Annotated in this window: 16 protein-coding genes; 6 read left to right on the forward strand and 10 right to left on the reverse strand. The window is 73.4% G+C overall.

Annotated elements, in window-relative coordinates:
- The first annotated feature begins 42 nt into the window (after positions 1-42).
- Positions 43-729 (forward strand): GNAT family N-acetyltransferase, encoded by a 687-nt coding sequence (locus tag ACODT5_RS18925; protein WP_422520486.1) that lies wholly within the window; start codon positions 43-45, stop codon positions 727-729.
- Between the two features lie 51 nt (positions 730-780).
- Here the strand turns inward: ACODT5_RS18925 and ACODT5_RS18930 are convergent, their stop codons facing one another.
- Positions 781-1,809 (reverse strand): TolB family protein, encoded by a 1,029-nt coding sequence (locus tag ACODT5_RS18930; RefSeq protein ID WP_422524963.1) that lies wholly within the window; start codon positions 1,807-1,809, stop codon positions 781-783.
- A gap of 230 nt (positions 1,810-2,039) precedes the next feature.
- Here ACODT5_RS18930 and ACODT5_RS18935 point away from each other — a divergent pair, with 230 nt between their 5' ends.
- Positions 2,040-3,278 carry an alpha/beta hydrolase gene (locus ACODT5_RS18935; protein WP_422520487.1) on the forward strand — a complete coding sequence of 413 codons (1,239 nt, stop codon included), beginning with the start codon at positions 2,040-2,042 and terminating at the stop codon, positions 3,276-3,278.
- Here ACODT5_RS18935 and ACODT5_RS18940 read toward each other — a convergent pair.
- Entirely contained in the window at positions 3,256-4,779 is a 1,524-nt protein-coding gene (locus tag ACODT5_RS18940) for a carboxylesterase/lipase family protein (protein WP_422520488.1), read from the reverse strand. The two genes, ACODT5_RS18935 and ACODT5_RS18940, sit on opposite strands and share 23 nt — an antisense overlap.
- Positions 4,780-4,931: 152 nt before the next feature.
- Between ACODT5_RS18940 and ACODT5_RS18945 the strand changes: the two genes are divergently transcribed.
- Together ACODT5_RS18945 and ACODT5_RS18950 are read left to right on the forward strand one after the other, a co-directional pair.
- Positions 4,932-5,330 (forward strand): hypothetical protein, encoded by a 399-nt coding sequence (locus ACODT5_RS18945; protein WP_422520489.1) that lies wholly within the window; start codon positions 4,932-4,934, stop codon positions 5,328-5,330.
- Positions 5,331-5,477: 147 nt separating this feature from the next.
- Positions 5,478-5,759: a chaplin gene (locus ACODT5_RS18950; RefSeq protein ID WP_327256710.1), complete on the forward strand. Its 282-nt coding sequence runs from the start codon at positions 5,478-5,480 to the stop codon at positions 5,757-5,759.
- Positions 5,760-5,844: 85 nt separating this feature from the next.
- Here the strand turns inward: ACODT5_RS18950 and ACODT5_RS18955 are convergent, their stop codons facing one another.
- Both ACODT5_RS18955 and ACODT5_RS18960 read right to left on the reverse strand, forming a co-directional pair.
- Entirely contained in the window at positions 5,845-6,708 is an 864-nt protein-coding gene (locus tag ACODT5_RS18955) for a tyrosinase family protein (protein WP_422520490.1), read from the reverse strand.
- A gap of 6 nt (positions 6,709-6,714) precedes the next feature.
- A complete protein-coding gene (locus ACODT5_RS18960) occupies positions 6,715-7,101 on the reverse strand; it encodes a tyrosinase family oxidase copper chaperone (protein ID WP_385369951.1) in 387 nt (128 codons plus the stop codon).
- Between the two features lie 231 nt (positions 7,102-7,332).
- Between ACODT5_RS18960 and ACODT5_RS18965 the strand changes: the two genes are divergently transcribed.
- The gene (locus ACODT5_RS18965; RefSeq protein WP_422520491.1) at positions 7,333-8,634 is read left to right on the forward strand and encodes a hypothetical protein; all 1,302 of its coding nucleotides are present in this window, start codon (positions 7,333-7,335) and stop codon (positions 8,632-8,634) included.
- Positions 8,635-8,644: 10 nt separating this feature from the next.
- On the opposite strand, the gene ACODT5_RS18970 is transcribed toward ACODT5_RS18965, so the two are convergent.
- The 3 genes from ACODT5_RS18970 to ACODT5_RS18980 form a co-directional block, all read right to left on the reverse strand.
- Positions 8,645-9,496: a YhjD/YihY/BrkB family envelope integrity protein gene (locus ACODT5_RS18970; protein WP_422520492.1), complete on the reverse strand. Its 852-nt coding sequence runs from the start codon at positions 9,494-9,496 to the stop codon at positions 8,645-8,647.
- A gap of 138 nt (positions 9,497-9,634) precedes the next feature.
- Positions 9,635-10,246 carry a trimeric intracellular cation channel family protein gene (locus ACODT5_RS18975; RefSeq protein WP_422520493.1) on the reverse strand — a complete coding sequence of 204 codons (612 nt, stop codon included), beginning with the start codon at positions 10,244-10,246 and terminating at the stop codon, positions 9,635-9,637.
- A gap of 164 nt (positions 10,247-10,410) precedes the next feature.
- The gene (locus ACODT5_RS18980) at positions 10,411-11,013 is read right to left on the reverse strand and encodes a sigma-70 family RNA polymerase sigma factor (protein WP_422520494.1); all 603 of its coding nucleotides are present in this window, start codon (positions 11,011-11,013) and stop codon (positions 10,411-10,413) included.
- A gap of 87 nt (positions 11,014-11,100) precedes the next feature.
- Here ACODT5_RS18980 and ACODT5_RS18985 point away from each other — a divergent pair, with 87 nt between their 5' ends.
- Positions 11,101-11,928 (forward strand): alpha/beta fold hydrolase, encoded by an 828-nt coding sequence (locus ACODT5_RS18985; protein WP_422520495.1) that lies wholly within the window; start codon positions 11,101-11,103, stop codon positions 11,926-11,928.
- A 33-nt stretch (positions 11,929-11,961) separates the two neighbouring features.
- Here the strand turns inward: ACODT5_RS18985 and ACODT5_RS18990 are convergent, their stop codons facing one another.
- The 3 genes from ACODT5_RS18990 to ACODT5_RS19000 are packed head-to-tail and all read right to left on the reverse strand — an operon-like array spanning position 11,962 to position 15,274.
- Positions 11,962-13,086: an acyl-CoA dehydrogenase family protein gene (locus ACODT5_RS18990; RefSeq protein WP_422520496.1), complete on the reverse strand. Its 1,125-nt coding sequence runs from the start codon at positions 13,084-13,086 to the stop codon at positions 11,962-11,964.
- Positions 13,083-14,276: an acyl-CoA dehydrogenase family protein gene (locus ACODT5_RS18995; RefSeq protein ID WP_422520497.1), complete on the reverse strand. Its 1,194-nt coding sequence runs from the start codon at positions 14,274-14,276 to the stop codon at positions 13,083-13,085. The genes ACODT5_RS18990 and ACODT5_RS18995 overlap by 4 nt, the downstream gene beginning before the upstream one ends.
- Positions 14,273-15,274, reverse strand: a complete 1,002-nt coding sequence (locus ACODT5_RS19000; protein WP_422520498.1) for an NADPH:quinone oxidoreductase family protein — start codon at positions 15,272-15,274, stop codon at positions 14,273-14,275. Before ACODT5_RS19000 ends, ACODT5_RS18995 begins: the two co-directional genes overlap by 4 nt.
- Positions 15,275-15,451: the final 177 nt, after the last annotated feature.

The following is a 15,451-nucleotide window of genomic DNA, read 5'->3' on the forward strand; positions in this document are numbered from 1 at the left end:
GACTGTGCAACCACCCCACCGCCTAGAAGGACCGAAGGCTCCGTGCCCGTACCCGTACTCCTCGCCGGCCGCTCCGTGCGGCTTGAGCCCCTCGCCCCCCACCACACCGAGGCCTTGGCCCTGGCCGGGGCCGAGGATCGTACGACTTACGCCTTCACCCCCGTACCGCACGGGCTGCAGGCGTCACACGAGTACATCGACCGTGCCCTCGCCGATCAGGCGGCGGGTCGATCGCTCCCGTTCGCGGTGGTCAGAGCCACCGACGGTCGGGTGGTCGGTTCGACCCGGTTCCTGGAACTCGACTACTGGCAGGGGCCCCTGGTGTGGCCCGCCGTGCCGGGCGTCCCGTTCGGCGATCCGGCGACGGCGATCCCCGATGCCGCCGAGATCGGCAATACCTGGCTGTCCCCGGCGGCCCAGGGCACCGGCATCAACACCGAGGCGAAGCTGCTCATGCTCCGCCACGCCTTCGAGACCTGGGGCGTCCGGCGGATCTCGCTGCGCGCGGACGCCCGCAACGGACGCTCGCGCGCCGCGATGGAGCGGCTCGGCTTCACCAGCGAGGGGGTCCGCCGGGCCCATTCGCGGGGCCTGGACGGAGCCGTGCGCAGTACGGCCTTCTACTCGATCCTCGACGAGGAGTGGCCGACCGTGCGGTCGGTGATCGAGCTGCGGATGTCGGCCGCGGCGCAGCGCAAACGGCGCCGCAAGACGCTCATCCCGGCGTAACGGTCCTTCTCCGAAGTCCCGGACGCCCTGCCCCGCCCCCTCTTCCCGGTGTCAGCCGAGGAAGGCGGGGGCGAGGGCCGAGGTCATCAGCCGGGCCGGGGTCCCGCCGCCGTCGGCGGGCAGGGAGTACAGGTCGGCGCCGAAGTCCCCGGGGAGCGAGTAGACGACGGTCCGGTCGTCGGTCCACACCACCTGGTCGTCGACGCTGCGCTGCTCGGCGAGCGGGACCTCGGCCAGGGTGGCGAGGTCCAGGACGTACAGCCGCCACGGCGCGTCCGCCGGCAGGCCCGGCACCCTCTTCTTGAACACCAGCCGGGTCCCGTCGGGCGACAGCGACGGGCATTCCAGGTTCTCGCGCAGTGTGGTCACCGTGCGCGCCGCGAGGTCGCCGCGGACCAGGTGGGTCCGGCCGGCGGTGCCGAGCGTCGCGTAGAAGGTCCGCTCGTCGGCGGCGAAGGTGACCCCCCAGAAGTTGACGTCCGCGGTGCGGTACGTCCTGCCGTCCTTGTGGATGGTGAAGTCCTCCAGCGAGGCGGCGTACGTCCCGCTGCGCAGGTCCAGCAGGGAGGTCCGGGTCGAGAAGTTCGTACCGGCGTACGAGTCCCCGCCGACGAAGACCGTCCAGGCGACGAGGTGGCCGCCGGGCGAGACCCGGGCCCGGGTCGGGATGCCGGCCAGCGGGCGGGAGGCGACCTCCTTCAGCCGGGCGTCGAGGACCACCGCCTTGTAGCCGTCCTGCACCCCGGCCTTGTCGGCCTGGAGGCAGACCCCGGTACCGGCCGCCGCGTGGAAGCGCAGGCAGCTGACCCCGGAGGCGGTACGCGGACCTTCGGGCGCGCCGGCCGGCGCGGTGGCGAGCTCGTCGCGGTGCGGGCCCCAGGCCATGTTCCGGAACACGATCCGCCGGCCGCCCTCACCTGCGGCGAGGGACACCGGGCCGGGGGTGATCGGCGGCCCGCCGGCCCGGACCCGGTTCCTCTGCTCGGCGTGCGAGGAGGCCCGTACGACGGCGAGCGCACCGATGGCGGCGAGCAGGACGACGCCGGAGACCAGGATCAGGATCCGGCGCTGGAGGGGCATACCGAACACGGGCGTTACCTCCGGGCAGGGGACAGGGGGCTGGGCGGCGCGGAGGTACCGTACCGACCGGCATGTGCGGAAGCCAGGGATGGTCACGGATGTCCGGCGAACAGGCCGGAACCCCAAGAGAGGTAAAAATCGGGAACCTCCGGGCACGTACGCGCATCTTTCGATCGAAAGCAGTCCCACCCCGCCCCCACGGGGCAGCACCAGCCGGAGAGCAACCGCACATGTCGCACGCACCCGACGGACAGCAGCAGCCGTACCGCTCGGAAGGGCCCTACCAGCAGCAGCCATACGGCGAGCCGTACGACCAGCAGTACGGGCACCAGTACGGCCAGCAGTACGGGCAGCAGTACGGCCAGCCGCTTCCGCCGCCCCCCGGCGAGCCGCGTCGGCCGTCCCGGGTCCGGCGGTGGGTGATCGCGGGTGCCTCCGTCCTCGCGCTCGCGGCCGTCGCCTCGCTCGTGATGAGCCACTACGAGATACCGCCCTTCACCGACAAGGGCGACTCGGTCTCCTTCGGGCAGCTGCCGCCGTCCGGCTCCGCCGGGGGCGACACCGGTGGGGCAGCGGTTCCCACGCCGCCGCCGAACTCGAAGATGTCGATGCCCACCGGCCCGGCGGCCGACTTCAAGAACTCGATGACCCTGCCCGACGGCACGCACGTCGCCGTCACCACGATCACCGGCAAGAAGTCCGGCTTCAAGGGCAAGGTCTGGGTGTGGGCGCCCAAGGAGTACAACGACCCGAAGTTCGCCAAGAGCGGCTTCCCGGTCATGATCGCGCTGCCCGGCGGCGCCGGTTATCCGAACAACTACTGGATGGGCACCGACCTGGGCCTCCAGACCAGCATCAGCAAGTGGTACTCCGAGGGGAAGAGCAAGCCCTTCATCCTGGCCATGCCGGTGCTGAACCCGGGCCCGGACGACAAGGGCGTCTACTGGGACGGCTCCGACATCCCGGGCCAGCCCAAGATGGGCACCTGGCTCACCGATGACGTCCCGGACCTGATGCGGCAGAACTTCCGCACGGTCAAGTCCCGGGACGGCTGGGCCTACATGGGCTCGTCCACCGGCGGCTTCGCCAGCCTGAAGGCCGTGCTGAAGCACCCGGAGAAGTTCAAGGCCGCGATCTGCTCCGGCCCCGACATCGTCCCCGACTCCTCCCTGTGGAAGGGCCACGACAAGGAGAAGGCGGAGAACAACCCCCAGCTGCTCGCCAAGGCGCTGATCGCCAAGAAGGGCGGCCCGGACGTCTACCTGGCCTTCCAGGTCGGCACGAACGAGAGCAACAAGAGCACCCTGCCGAACGTGCAGAAGTTCATCGCCGACTACGGCAAGGGGCCGATCCACACCAACCTGAGGATCATCCAGGGCGGCCAGCACAACGCCAAGACCTACGTGCCCAACATGGGCGAGGGCCCGATCCAGTTCATCAGCAAGGTCATGGAAGGACCGGTCGAGTAGCCTCCGCGGCCACGCGCACCGGCGCCGCGCGCCCCGGCGCCGCACTCGCCGGCTCCCCGCGCACCGGCTCCCCGCGCACCGGCCCGCCGAACAGCTTCGGCGGGCCGTCGCCCTTCCAGGGCGCCCAGCCCGGGTCCCCGTCGACGGCGAAGCGCACCCAGGCCCCGTGCATCTCCCCGGCCAGTTCCTGCGGGGCGTCCGGCCCGGCCAGCCAGGACGCCTCGGGGACGTCCAGGGTGTCGAAGACGAAGCCCAGCTCCAGGGCGTGGCAGGACCCGAGCCCCGCGACCCCGGACGGCCACGCGAACTCGTACACGAAGCTCGGCGCGCTCCGCCCGGCCGCGCCCGCCAGCGCGCGCAGCGGATCGCGCAGCAGCCGGTCGGTGAGCAGGTGCCCGAGGAGGTCGGCCGGTCCCGCGCCGGGCCGCTCCGCGCGCAGCGCCCGTACGGCGGCCCGGTCCTTGCCCGAGCGGATCCGGCCCAGGGCCACGGACAGCGGCCCCAGCCGGTCCAGCAGCCGCATCGTGCCGGTCGGGGCCAGCCAGAGCCGGTACTCCTCGGCGGTCCAGCCCAGCAGCAGCGGTACGTCGCCCCGCGCGGCCGCCGCTTCGAGCGGATCGGGCGGCAGCGTCTCGGGGTCCGCGACCAGGCCGAAGGCGGGCCCGCCGAGCAGGGGTGAGGAGCGGCGCAGTACGGCCGCCTGGGCGGCGAGCAGATCGGGCAGGGCCGTCCGGGTGAAGGCCTCGGCGGTGGCGGGCACCTTGAGCAGCGCGGCCATCCGCCGGACCATGGCGCGCACCTTGTCCCGCGGCAGCGCCTCGGGGGCGCCGCTCTGCAGGACGGCCTGGTGGAAGAGGCCGGCGGCGCGGGGCGCGGCGAGGAGGGCGCCGATGCTGATGGCTCCGGCGGATTCGCCGAAGACGGTGACCCGGGCGGGGTCTCCGCCGAAGGCCGCGATGTTCTCCCGTACCCAGGCCAGGGCGGCGATCTGGTCGAGCAGCCCGCGGTTGGCGGGGGCGTCGGGGAAGAGGCCGTAGCCGAGGACGCCCAGGCGGTAGTTGACGGAGACGAGCACCACCCCGTCGCGGGCGAAGGCGGAGCCCTCGTAGACGGGCACGGCCGAGGAGCCGCGGGTGAGGGCGCCGCCGTGGATCCACACCATGACGGGCAGCCGGGCCGAGGGCGCCGGTTCCGGGGTCCACACGTTGAGGTTCAGGCAGTCGTCCCCGGGGACGTCGGGGTCCGGCAGCAGCGCGGCGAACGCCTCGGGGTAGGGCACCTTGGGCGCGGTGGGCCCGTACGCTCCCGCGTCGCGGACGCCGTCCCAGGCTTCGGGGGGCTCGGGCGCGGCGAACCGGAGGGGCCCGACGGGCGGGGCGGCGTAGGGAATGCCCCGGAAGACGACGATGCCGCCCGGCCCGGTCCTGCCCTCGACCTCGCCGTGGGTGGTCCGGACCCGGGGACGGGCCCGGTCCGGGGTCCCGCTCGCCGATGCGGCCATCACGTCCTCCTGGGGTCGGGGCTCTTGGGGTCGGGGCTCCTGGTGCCGGGGCTCCCGAGGGGGTCGGGCTCAGCGCCGGTCGCACCGTCGCACAGGCATGCGCGGGGTGACAAGGCGTGACCCCGCCGGGGGCGCGCCGGGTTGGGCGGGGCATGCGATCCCTGTCTCTCCCCCACACCATTCGGAGCCTCGTCCGGGCCGGATCGGTCCCCGTCCTGCTGCTGGCGGCCACGGCCACGGCCGGAGCGGCGGCCGGCGGCAGCGCGTACGCGGCCGACGGCCCCACCGCAGCCCTCGGGACCCCGACGGCCGTCGGGCCCGCCTTCCAGTACCTCGGCACGGACGACCGCCCGCACGGCATCGACTCCCCCAAGGGCTGCGTGGCCGCTCTGGGCGGCGGCGGGCGGGCCGTGACGAACAAGACCACGAGCTCGGTGGCCCTGTACCGGGAGCCGGGCTGCGTGGGCACCCCGGTGGAGGTGCTGGCGCCGGGCGCGGTCAAGCCGGTCGCCCGGTACTTCTCCTCCGCCCGCTTCTCGGCCGGCTCGTAGCTCCCCCGTCCTCGTGGTTCCCGGGCGGTCCGAGATCACCGGCGGCTCAGCGACCGTGACCCTTGGGCGCTCTCCGCGTTGTATGCCATGTCAAACGCCGCAGCATTTGTTTCCTGCGGCACCCCCATTCCTCTCTAGGAGATCTTGATGTCGCGTATCGCGAAGGCATTCGTCATCACCGCTGCCGCCGGTAGCGCCCTTGCCGCCGGTGCGGGTCTGGCTGCTGCCGATGCCGGAGCGCACGGTGCGGCGGTCGGCTCCCCCGGTGTCCTGTCGGGCAACCTGCTCCAGGTTCCGGTGCACGTCCCGGTCAACGTCTGCGGCAACACCGTCAACGTGATCGGCCTGCTGAACCCGGCGTTCGGCAACACCTGCATCAACGCCTCGGGCGGCGGCGACCACCACACCGAGGGCAACTACGGCGGCTGAATCGCCTGGTGACCCGAAGGGCCCCCGCCGTCCGGCGGGGGCCCTTCCTCGTGCCGTCGGGCCGCGACCCGCTCCCCGCCGGGGCTCACTCGTAGCGGTAGAGCCCCTGGTGGCCGAGCATCTCGCGCGGGGTGACGTCCCACGGCGGCATGGGCTCGTCGAGGGCGATCACCCGGCCGCGCTGGAGGTCGCCGAGCGCGAGCGGGGCGGCGGGCAGGTAGCCGGAGGCCGGGTGGCGCTGCTGCCAGCGGTCCCAGAGCAGGTCGACGAAGGCGTGGTGCAGCCAGAAGGCTGGGTCGTTCGGGGCCGTGCCGCCCGTCATGTGGCCGCCGATCCACTGGTGCACCTTGTTGTGGTTGCGCCACTTCTCGCTCTTCGGGGCGGCCCAGCCCTCCAGCTTGTTGCGGAAGCCGCCGCGCCCGGCCGTCGAGTCCCAGGGCGAGCTGTCGTAGAGCGGGTCGTCGATCGCCCACTGGAGCTCGGCCGGGGTCGGCAGGCTGATCGGATTCGCCGGCCGGCCCAGGTTGCGGGTGAGGAAGGCGGCTTCCGTGATGCCGACCGTGACCGTCCAGTTGCCCTTCCCGTAGGCGAACGGTCCGGTCATCACCTGGCGGTCGCTCTCCCGGCCGGTCCCGCCGAGGAAGTCCTCCGCCCACAGGGAGGAGGCCGGACTGTTGTCGGTGGTCCAGTCCCAGTAGGGGACGGTGACGCCCGGGTCCACCGTCTGGAGCTGGCGCTCGAACTCCAGCAGGTAGCGCCGGTGCCAGGGGAAGAAGGACGGCGACATGTGCCCGACGCGCAGTTTGCGGTCGCGGTCGGGAACGAAGTACTTGTCGTGGGTGCGGACGAACGCGTCGTAGGTGCCGTTGCGCTTGAGCTCGAGCACGGCCGCCGTGAAGCGCTTCTTCTCCGCGCTGGTCAGGTTCTTCTGGTTCTGCCGGGTGTACACGCCCTGCTACTCCTGTCGCCCGTGGTGTGCGGCGGCGAACGCCAGCTGGGTGGTGCCCAGTTCGTCGACGGCCGCGCGGGCGAGCTCGAGCGGGGTCGCGTAGGACTGGAAGTGGTTGATCCCGCTGAGGTACGTGCCGTCGGAGCGGCGCATGACGTGCAGGGCGCGGCCGTCGATCCGGACGCTGGTCCCCGCGGCGTCGACGGCGATGTGCCGGCCGCGGTACGTCTCCTCGCCCGCCGGGATCAGCGGGGCCGGGGTGAGGGTCTGGCGGGGACGGCGGGCGCGCAGTACGGGGGCCAGCGCCGCGGCCGTGCCGGCGAACACGGCCGCGGTGAAGGCCGTACGGAGGACCGCGCGGCGGGTGAGTGGTGCGGCGGGTGCTGCGTACATACGGTCTCCCTCGCTCGGTGGCCGGTGGCTACGGGTCTAACGCGGCGCGGCGGGCGAGGTCACCGGCGAGACCGGCGCCGCCTCGTGTGGTTGTAGGAGGAAACAGGCTCCATCGGCGCTGCGGATCACCCGGTGAGCCCAATCGAACGCGCGGCTCCGGCGGCCCTGTGTGTCCCATGGGACACACGCACGTCTTCGCACGTCTTCTCGTGCACCGTCCCCGGGAGTGCCATGAGTGTGCCGTCCGATCTCCCCGACGACGTGCCCGCACCGGGGCGGACGGGTCCGTCACGTGCCGGGCGGATCGCCCTGAGCTCGGTCTCGGCGGTGCTGATCACGCTCACGTGCATCCTCGTCCCGGTCTCCCTGCTGACCGTCTGGGTGCACGACATCGTGCTGGACACCGACCGCTACGTGTCCACGGTCTCCCCGCTCGCCTCGGATCCGGCGATCGAGGCGGCGGCCGTCCACCGCATCACGGATGCGGCCGATGTCCGGGTCGACGGTGCTCAGGTCACCTCGGACCTGGCGAAGTGGCTGGAGGCCCAGGGGTTGCCGCCCCGCGTCGGGACGGCGGTCAAGGCACTGGGGCCTCAGCTGGACTCGGCCGCGGACGCGGCCGTCTCCAAGGTGGCGACCCGGTTCGTCGAGAGCGACCGGTTCGAGACGGTGTGGACCACCGCGAACCGCGCCGCCCACACCGCGGTGGTGCACGCGCTGACCGGTCAGGGCCGCGGTGCGGTGGGAGTCGAGGGGGGCACCGTCACCCTCGATGTCGGCGCCGCCGTGGAGACCGTCAAACAGGACCTCGTGGAGGCCGGCCTGTCCCCGGCCGAGAAGATCCCCGACGTCGACAAGCAGATGGTGCTCTTCCAGTCCGAGAAGCTCGGGAAGATCCGGAGTGCGGTCCATCTGCTCGACGTCGTCGGCAACTGGCTGCCCCTGCTCACGGTGGTCCTCGGTGCCGTCGGAGTGCTGCTCGCCCGGCGCCGCCGACGTGCCCTGGTGACCACGGCGCTCGGTGCGGCCGCCGCCTGTCTCGTCTTCGGCATCGGGCTGGCCGTCGCACGCCACTACTACCTCGGCCACCTTCCGGCGCAGGTCCAGTCGCCGGCGGCGGCAGCGGCCGTCTTCGACACGCTGGTGCGGTTCCTGAAGGTCAGCATCCGGACCGCCCTGGTCCTCGGGGTCGTCGTGGCGCTCGGCGCCTACCTCTCCGGCGCCGGCCGCCTACCGCGCGGTGTGCGCGGCGGCGCCGAGCGCGCGGCCGACTCCGCCGCCGGGTGGGGCGCCGCTCACGGAGTGCGCACGGGGCGCGCCGGCACCTGGGTGCAGGCGCACCGGAGCCGGCTGACCGCCGCCGCCCTGCTCGTGTGCGCGCTCGTGTTCGCACTGTGGAACCACCCGACGGTGCTCACCGTCCTGCTGCTGGTCCTCGTCCTGCTGGCCGTGCTCGCCGTCCTCTCCCTCCTCGCCGCCGGCGGCCGCTGCGCCGATCGCGCCACTGGCTCCGGCCGGGCCGGGCCGGGGTAGCCGCGCGAGGTCACGGCGTCGACGGGTCCTCGGGCGTGCGGAGCCAGGCCGCCGGGCGCGGTTCGTGGGCCACCACGTACCCGACGGTGATGGCGAGGGTGATCACGATGAAGAACGCGATGAGCCAGGACAGCAGGACGAAGACCGAGCCGAGGCTGCCGAACTCCTGCAGACTGCGATCGACGGCATGGGGCATGTAGACCCTCGACGCCACGGTCAGGAGCTGCTCCCCGAACCCGGCCAGGAGCGCGCCGGGCAGCAGCGGCAGCCACGGGATGCGGGAGCCGAGCAGCAGGTACTGCGTCCACCACCACAGCAGGGTTCCGGTGGCCACGGCGAGGGTGAAACCGGTGATCCGGCCGGTGCCGAAGGCCGTCTGCACCAACCCCTGGAACAGCAGGGCGACCAGCCAGACGACGAGCCAGGCCAGCCACCGCCAGGCGGCGACCCTGGCCTTGGCCTTGGGCAGGTGCCAGGCGCGCTCGCAGGTCTTCTGCAGGGCACGGCTGCACGCGGTCGCCGACAGCAGCGTCACCAGGATCCCCACCCCGCCGGTGCTCGCGACGGCCGTGGTGTCGACGGCGGAGTACACCGACCGCACCTGGTCCAGTGCGGCGTCCTGGAGCCCCAGTGTCGTACGGATGGACGTGACCAGCTGCTCCTGGAGCCACTCGGGGGCGAGTGCCGCGATGACGAAGACGGCCGGTACCGCGCCGAGGAAGGCCTGGGCCGCCAGCCTGGTCGCACAGTCCAGGACCCTGACCGTGGCGAGCTGCTCCAGGAGCCGGCCCAGCAGCGGGGTGTGCTTGCGCATCCAGCCGGGGACGGCGCGCAGGTGAGGGATCGTCGCCGGACCAGACACGGTGGGACTCCTCGGGGCACGGTTGCCGGCGGCTGTGACCGCCCTTCCGAGAACAATGCAGGAAGAGCGTGCATCCGGCATTTCGCGATCACCGGCGGACGCGGCCGCCGGGTCTCGTCCAGGCCCGCACCGGGGGCGTCAGGCGGTGGTGCGCTGGAGCCGGGGCAGGTGCAGATCGCGGAAGATCGCGGTCATGCGCAGGGCGAAGACCAAGCCGGCGGACACCACGATGTCGGCGGTGTCCGGGACGCCGGCCCAGTGCAGGCCCAGGTAGGACAGCGCCCCGGCGAGGGCGGCGGTCGCGTACACCTCTTCGCGCAGGAGCAGCGGCGGGAACTCCCCGCAGAGCACGTCGCGGACGACCTCGCCGGTGACGCCCGTCAGGACGGCCAGGATGAGCACGGCGACGGGGGTGACGTGCGCGTCGATCGCGGCGCGGGCGCCGATCACGGTGACGACGGCGAGGCCGACGGCGTCGACGACCATGAGCGCGCGCTGCGGGAGCTCCCAGCGGCGCAGGTAGAGCATGGTGGCGACGGCGACGGACCCGATGAGGACGAGCAGCAGCCAGTCGTGCGTCCAGTAGAGCGGGTGCCGGTCGAGGATCAGGTCGCGCAGGGTCCCGCCGGAGATGCTGGCCGCGAAGGCGAGGACGAGCCCGCCGAAGGGGTCCATGTTGGCGCGGTGCGCGGCGAGGACGCCGGAAGCGGCGAAGGCGGCGATGCCGAGGAGGTAGAGGGCGTGCAGCATGGCGCCTCCTTCGAGGGGCGGTGCGGGGGGACCCGTAGAGGTTGCCGGATCCGCCCGGGCGCCCGCATCGGCCGTTCGGCCAGGACGGCGGCGCGGCCGAGGCGGCGGCGCAGGTGCCGCCCCCGGGCCCAGGCCCGGCCCGGTCCGGCCCGTGAGCCGGCCCGTCAGGTGCCGTCGCCGAGCCGGTCGCGCTGGATCCGGTGGGCGAGGGTGCGGCGCACGGAGGCCGGGGTGTCCGTCGTGGCCCCCGAGGGGACGTCGAGGCCCCGGCTGATCGCGTCGTACGCCTCCCGGTAGGCCGCGGGCAGCTCCTCGCGGTGCAGCCTCAGGTCCTCCTCCACGAGGCGTCGCAGCTCGTCCACGTCCCGGGGCGTGAAGCGCTTCTTCCCCCGGGCGACGGCATCGACGTGGCGGGCGCAGCGCGCGGTCTCCGGGTACGCCTCGGCGATCTCCTCGGCCAGGCCCCACAGGCGCCCTTCGAGCCACGGCGCGTCGCCCTGGTCGAGGGAGAGTCCGATCGGCGGGAGCGGGTCCTCGGCCTTGTACTTCGCCACCTGCTTGGACACGGCGGGCTGGCTCATGTCGGTGAGCTGGGCGATCTTGTCCTGGGTCCAGCCGAAGCCCGCGAAGACCTTGATCATCTCGGTGCGCAGCTTGCGCATCTCCTCGCCCGCGCGGATGACCTCGTTCATCTCCGCGAGCATCCGCCCGGCCTGCTCCTCCGTCAGCGACTCGGGGATCCGGCGCGCACCCTCTTCACCTGTCATAGCTCGGTTATACACCGGAACCGTGCCACGGCGACACGGTTTCATAACCAGGTTGTACAACTCAGTTATGGATGGCAGGCTGCCCCCATGCCCACTTTTTGCGCACCCGATGGAACCCAACTCGCCTACCGCACGGCCGGAGAGGGCGAGCCGGTGATCTGCATCCCCGGAGGCCCCGCGGACTCCCAGTACCTCGGCGACCTCGGCGGCCTGTCCCGCCACCGCCGGCTGATCCTCCTCGACCTGCCCGGCACCGGCGGGTCGGCGGTTCCCGAGGACACCGCCTCCTACCGCTGCGACCGGCTCGTCGAGGACGTGGAGGCGCTGCGCGAACACCTCGGGCTCGACCGGACCGACCTGCTCGGCCACTCCGCCGGGGCGAACGTCGCGATGGGGTACGCGGCCCGGTACCCCGGCAACATCGGCAAGCTCGCCCTGATCGGCCCCGGCACCCGGGCCGTCGGGATCGAGATCAGCGGCGACACGCGGCTCGAACTCGCGCGGCTCCGCAAGGACGAGCCCTGGTTCCCGGCGGCGTTCGCCGCCCTGGAGGCCGTCTCCGCGGGCACGGGCAGCGACTGGGACGCCCTCACCCCCTTCTTCTGCGGCCGGTGGGACAGCGCGGCACGCGAGCACCACGCGGCCGGCCGGCCGGTCAACCGGGATGCCGTCGCCCACTTCGGCGCCGAGGGCGCCTTCACCCCGGAGACCACCCGGGCGGCGCTCGGCGCCTTCGGGGCACCCGTCCTGCTGCTCACCGGGGAGTTCGACCTGAACAGCCCGCCCCGGTCGACGGCCGAACTCGCGGGACTGTTCCCCGACGCCACCCTCTCGGTGCAGCCCGGAGCGGGCCACTACCCCTGGGTCGACGATGCCGAACGGTTCGCGGCGGCCGTCGACGCGTTCCTGGGGTAGCGGCCCGCTCGCCGCTTGGGCGCCTCCTTCGGCCTACGGCGCCGGGAGCTCCGCGAAGTCCGCGACCAGGCCCCGGTGGTGGCCGGCCGTGCCCAGGGCCAGGGAGTCGGCCTTGGCCCGCTTCAGGTGGAGGTGCGCGGGGTGCTCCCAGGTCATGCCGATGCCTCCGTGGAGCTGTACGCACTCCTCGGCGGCCCGGACCGCGACTCCCGAGCAGTAGGCCTGGGCCACCGCCACCGTGAGCGGCGCGTCGGCGGCGCCGGTCGCGAGGGCGTCGGCCGCGGCACGGGCCGCCGCGCGGGCGGAGGCCACGTCGAGCCACAGCCGGGCGAGGCGGTGCTTGATCGCCTGGAAGGAGCCGAGGGGGCGGTTGAACTGGTGGCGGGTGCGCAGGTACGCCACCGTCTCCGTCAGGCACCACTCGGCGGTCCCGAGCTGTTCCGAGGCGAGCAGCCCGGCCCCCGAGAGCAGTGCTCCGGCGATGGCCGCGCGGGCGGTGGCCGGGTCGGCGAGCCGGGTTCCGGTGGCACCGTCGAGGGTGACGCCGGCCAGGGGGCGGGTCAGGTCCAGCGCCACGAGCGGGGTCCGCGAGACGCCCGCCGCGTCGGCCGGGACGGCGTACAGCCCGGTGTCGGCGAGGACCAGCAGCACGTCGGCGCAGACGGCGTCGGCGACCGAGCTCACGCTCCCGCTCAGCGATCCCGAGCCGGAGTCGCGGACCGGCGCCGGCAGGGGTGCGCCGGGGGCGAGGGTCAGGGGCAGTGCGGGCACGCAGATGCGGCGGCCCGCGGCGAGTTCCCGCAGGAGGTCGGCGGACTCGGCGCTCTCGCAGCCGAGCAGGATCTCCGTCGAGAGGACCGCGCTGGTGAGGTACGGGACCGGCGCCGCGGCCCTCCCGAGTTCCTCCAGGACCACGGCCGCCTCCCGGTGGCCGGCCCCCTGTCCGCCCAGCTTCTCCGGTACGAGGAGCCCCGCCGTGCCGATGTCGGCGGCGAGCACCCGCCACAGCTCGGGGTCGTGGGGGCTGCCGCCCTCGATCCGGGCGAGGACGGCCGCGGGGGCACAGCGGGCGGCGAGCAGGGACCGTACCGCCGTGCGGAGTTCCTCCTCGGTCTCGGAGTACAGCAGGTCCAGCGGGGCTGCGGCGGGAGAGCTCATCGGGCCAGGTCCTTCCACGCGAGGTCCTTGTCGTCGCGCGGCTCGGCGGGCAGGCCGAGGACGCGTTCGGCGACGATGTTGAGGAGGATTTCGCTGGTGCCGCCCTCGATGCTGTTGCCCTTGGCGCGGAGGTAGCGGTAGCCGGCGTCGCGGCCGGTGAAGTCGACGATCTCGGGGCGGCGAAGGGTCCAGTCCTCGTACAACAGGCCCTCCTCGCCGAGGAGTTCCACCTCCAGCCCGCTGATCTCCTGGTTGAGGCGGGCGAAGGTCAGTTTCATGCCCGAGCCCTCGGGGCCGGGCTGGCCCTGGGCGAGCTGCTGGCGCAGCCGCTCCCCCGTCAGCCGGGCGACCTCGGCCTCGACCCACAGTTCGAGCAGCCGCCCGTGCAGGTCGTGCGTGCGCAGCTCCGGGCGTTCGCGCCAGGCGGCGGCGACCGGGGCGATCATGCCGCCCTCGCGCGGGATCCGCATGCCGCCGATGGAGACGCGTTCGTTCATCAGGGTGGTGCGGGCCACCGCCCAGCCCTGGCCCACCTCGCCGAGGCGGTGGGCGTCGGGGATCCGGACGCCGGTGAGGAAGACCTCGTTGAACTCGGCCTCGCCGGTGATCTGGCGCAGCGGACGCACCTCGACGCCGGGGGCGGTCATATCGCACAGGAAGTAGGTGATGCCCTGGTGCTTGGGCAGTGCCGGGTCGGTGCGGGCGATCAGGATGGCCCAGCGGGCGGTGTGGGCGCTGGAGGTCCACACCTTCTGGCCGTCCACCACCCAATCCTCACCGTCCCGCACCGCACGGGTGCCGAGGGCGGCCAGGTCGGAGCCGGCGCCGGGCTCGCTGAAGAGCTGGCACCACACTTCCTCTCCGGTCCACAGCGGGCGCAGGAAGCGCCGCTTCTGCTCCTCGGTGCCGTACGCGAGGATCGTGGGCGCGGCCATGCCGAGACCGATGCCGATCCGGCGCGGGTCGTTGTCGGGGGCTCCGGCGGCCTCCAACTCGGCGTCCACGACGGCCTGCAGGGAGCGGGGCGCACCCAGTCCGCCGAGGCCCTCGGGGTAGTGCACCCAGGCAAGTCCGGCGTCGAAGCGGGCCCGCAGGAACGCGCCGCGCTCGGTGGTGGCGGGCGGGTGCGCGGCGAGCAGTTCCCGTACGCGGGCGAACAGCTGGTCGGCGGTGACCGCGGCGGCCGTCATCGGGAACCTCCTGCGGGAGAACCGGGCAGCGTGCCGGCGTCCAGGGCCGGTACGACGACCAGCCGGCCGGTGGTGGTCCCGTCGGCGAGGCGCTGCACGGCGTCCGCGGCTCCGGCGAGCGGTACCCGCTCGCTGACCAGCGGCTTGATGGAGCCCTCGGCGGCGAGCCGGGTGAGCTCGGCGTGGCAGGCGGCGATCGCGGCCGGGTCCTTGGCGGCGTACAGGCCCCAGTGGAGGCCGAGGATGGCGTAGTTCTTGACGAGGGCGTGGTTCAGCGCGGGCGCGGGGATGGTGCCGCTCGCGAAGCCGACCACGATGATCCGGCCCTCGAAGGCCACGCACTTGGCCGAGGCGGTGTAGGCATCGCCGCCGACCGGGTCGTAGACCACGTCGGCCCCGCGTCCGCCGGTGAACTCCTTGACCCGGGCCACCAGTTCCTCGCTGGTGCGGTCGATGACGAGATCGCAGCCGAGCTCCTCGGCGGCGCGCACCTTGGCCTTGCCTCCGACGACCCCGATGACGGTGGCTCCGGCGGCCTTGCCGAGCTGGACGGCCGCGCTGCCGACCCCGCCGGCCGCGGCGTGCACGAGGAGGGTCTCGCCGGCCTGGAGCCGGGCCCGCCGGTGCAGGCCGAACCAGCCCGTCTGGTAGCCGATGTGCAGGGCCGCCGCCTCGGCGTCGTCGAGGGTGTCCGGGGCGGGGAGCAGGGCGCGCGCGGGGGCGGTGACGTACTCGGCGAAGCCGCCGTGCGGCAGGCTCGGGTTGGCGATGACGCGGCGGCCGTCGTCGGTCTCGCCGCAGATCTCGACGCCCGGGGTGAAGGGGAGCGGCGGGCGGATCTGGTACTGGCCGCGCACGAGCAGCGCGTCGGGGAAGTTGACGTTGGCGGCGAGCACCTTGAGCCTCACCTCGCCCTCGCCGGGCACCGGTTCGGGCACCTCTTCGAGGCGCATGGCCTCGCGGGGCTCGCCGGGGGTGTGTACTCGCCATGCCTGCATCCGGGGCCTCCAGCCGCCGACGGGAACCACGCCTCGCGGGCATACTAAGCGGTCGCTTGCAGCTCTGTGAACCGGTGGGACCGGGTGGAATCCCGACAGGGACCCGGCGGGAATCCCGTGAGAGCCCGGCGGGGACCCGCCGGGAACCTGGTGGACCCGGATCCTCCGCAACCACTC

It is taken from the genome of Streptomyces tatrensis (assembly GCF_049310065.1).
Classification (GTDB): domain Bacteria; phylum Actinomycetota; class Actinomycetes; order Streptomycetales; family Streptomycetaceae; genus Streptomyces.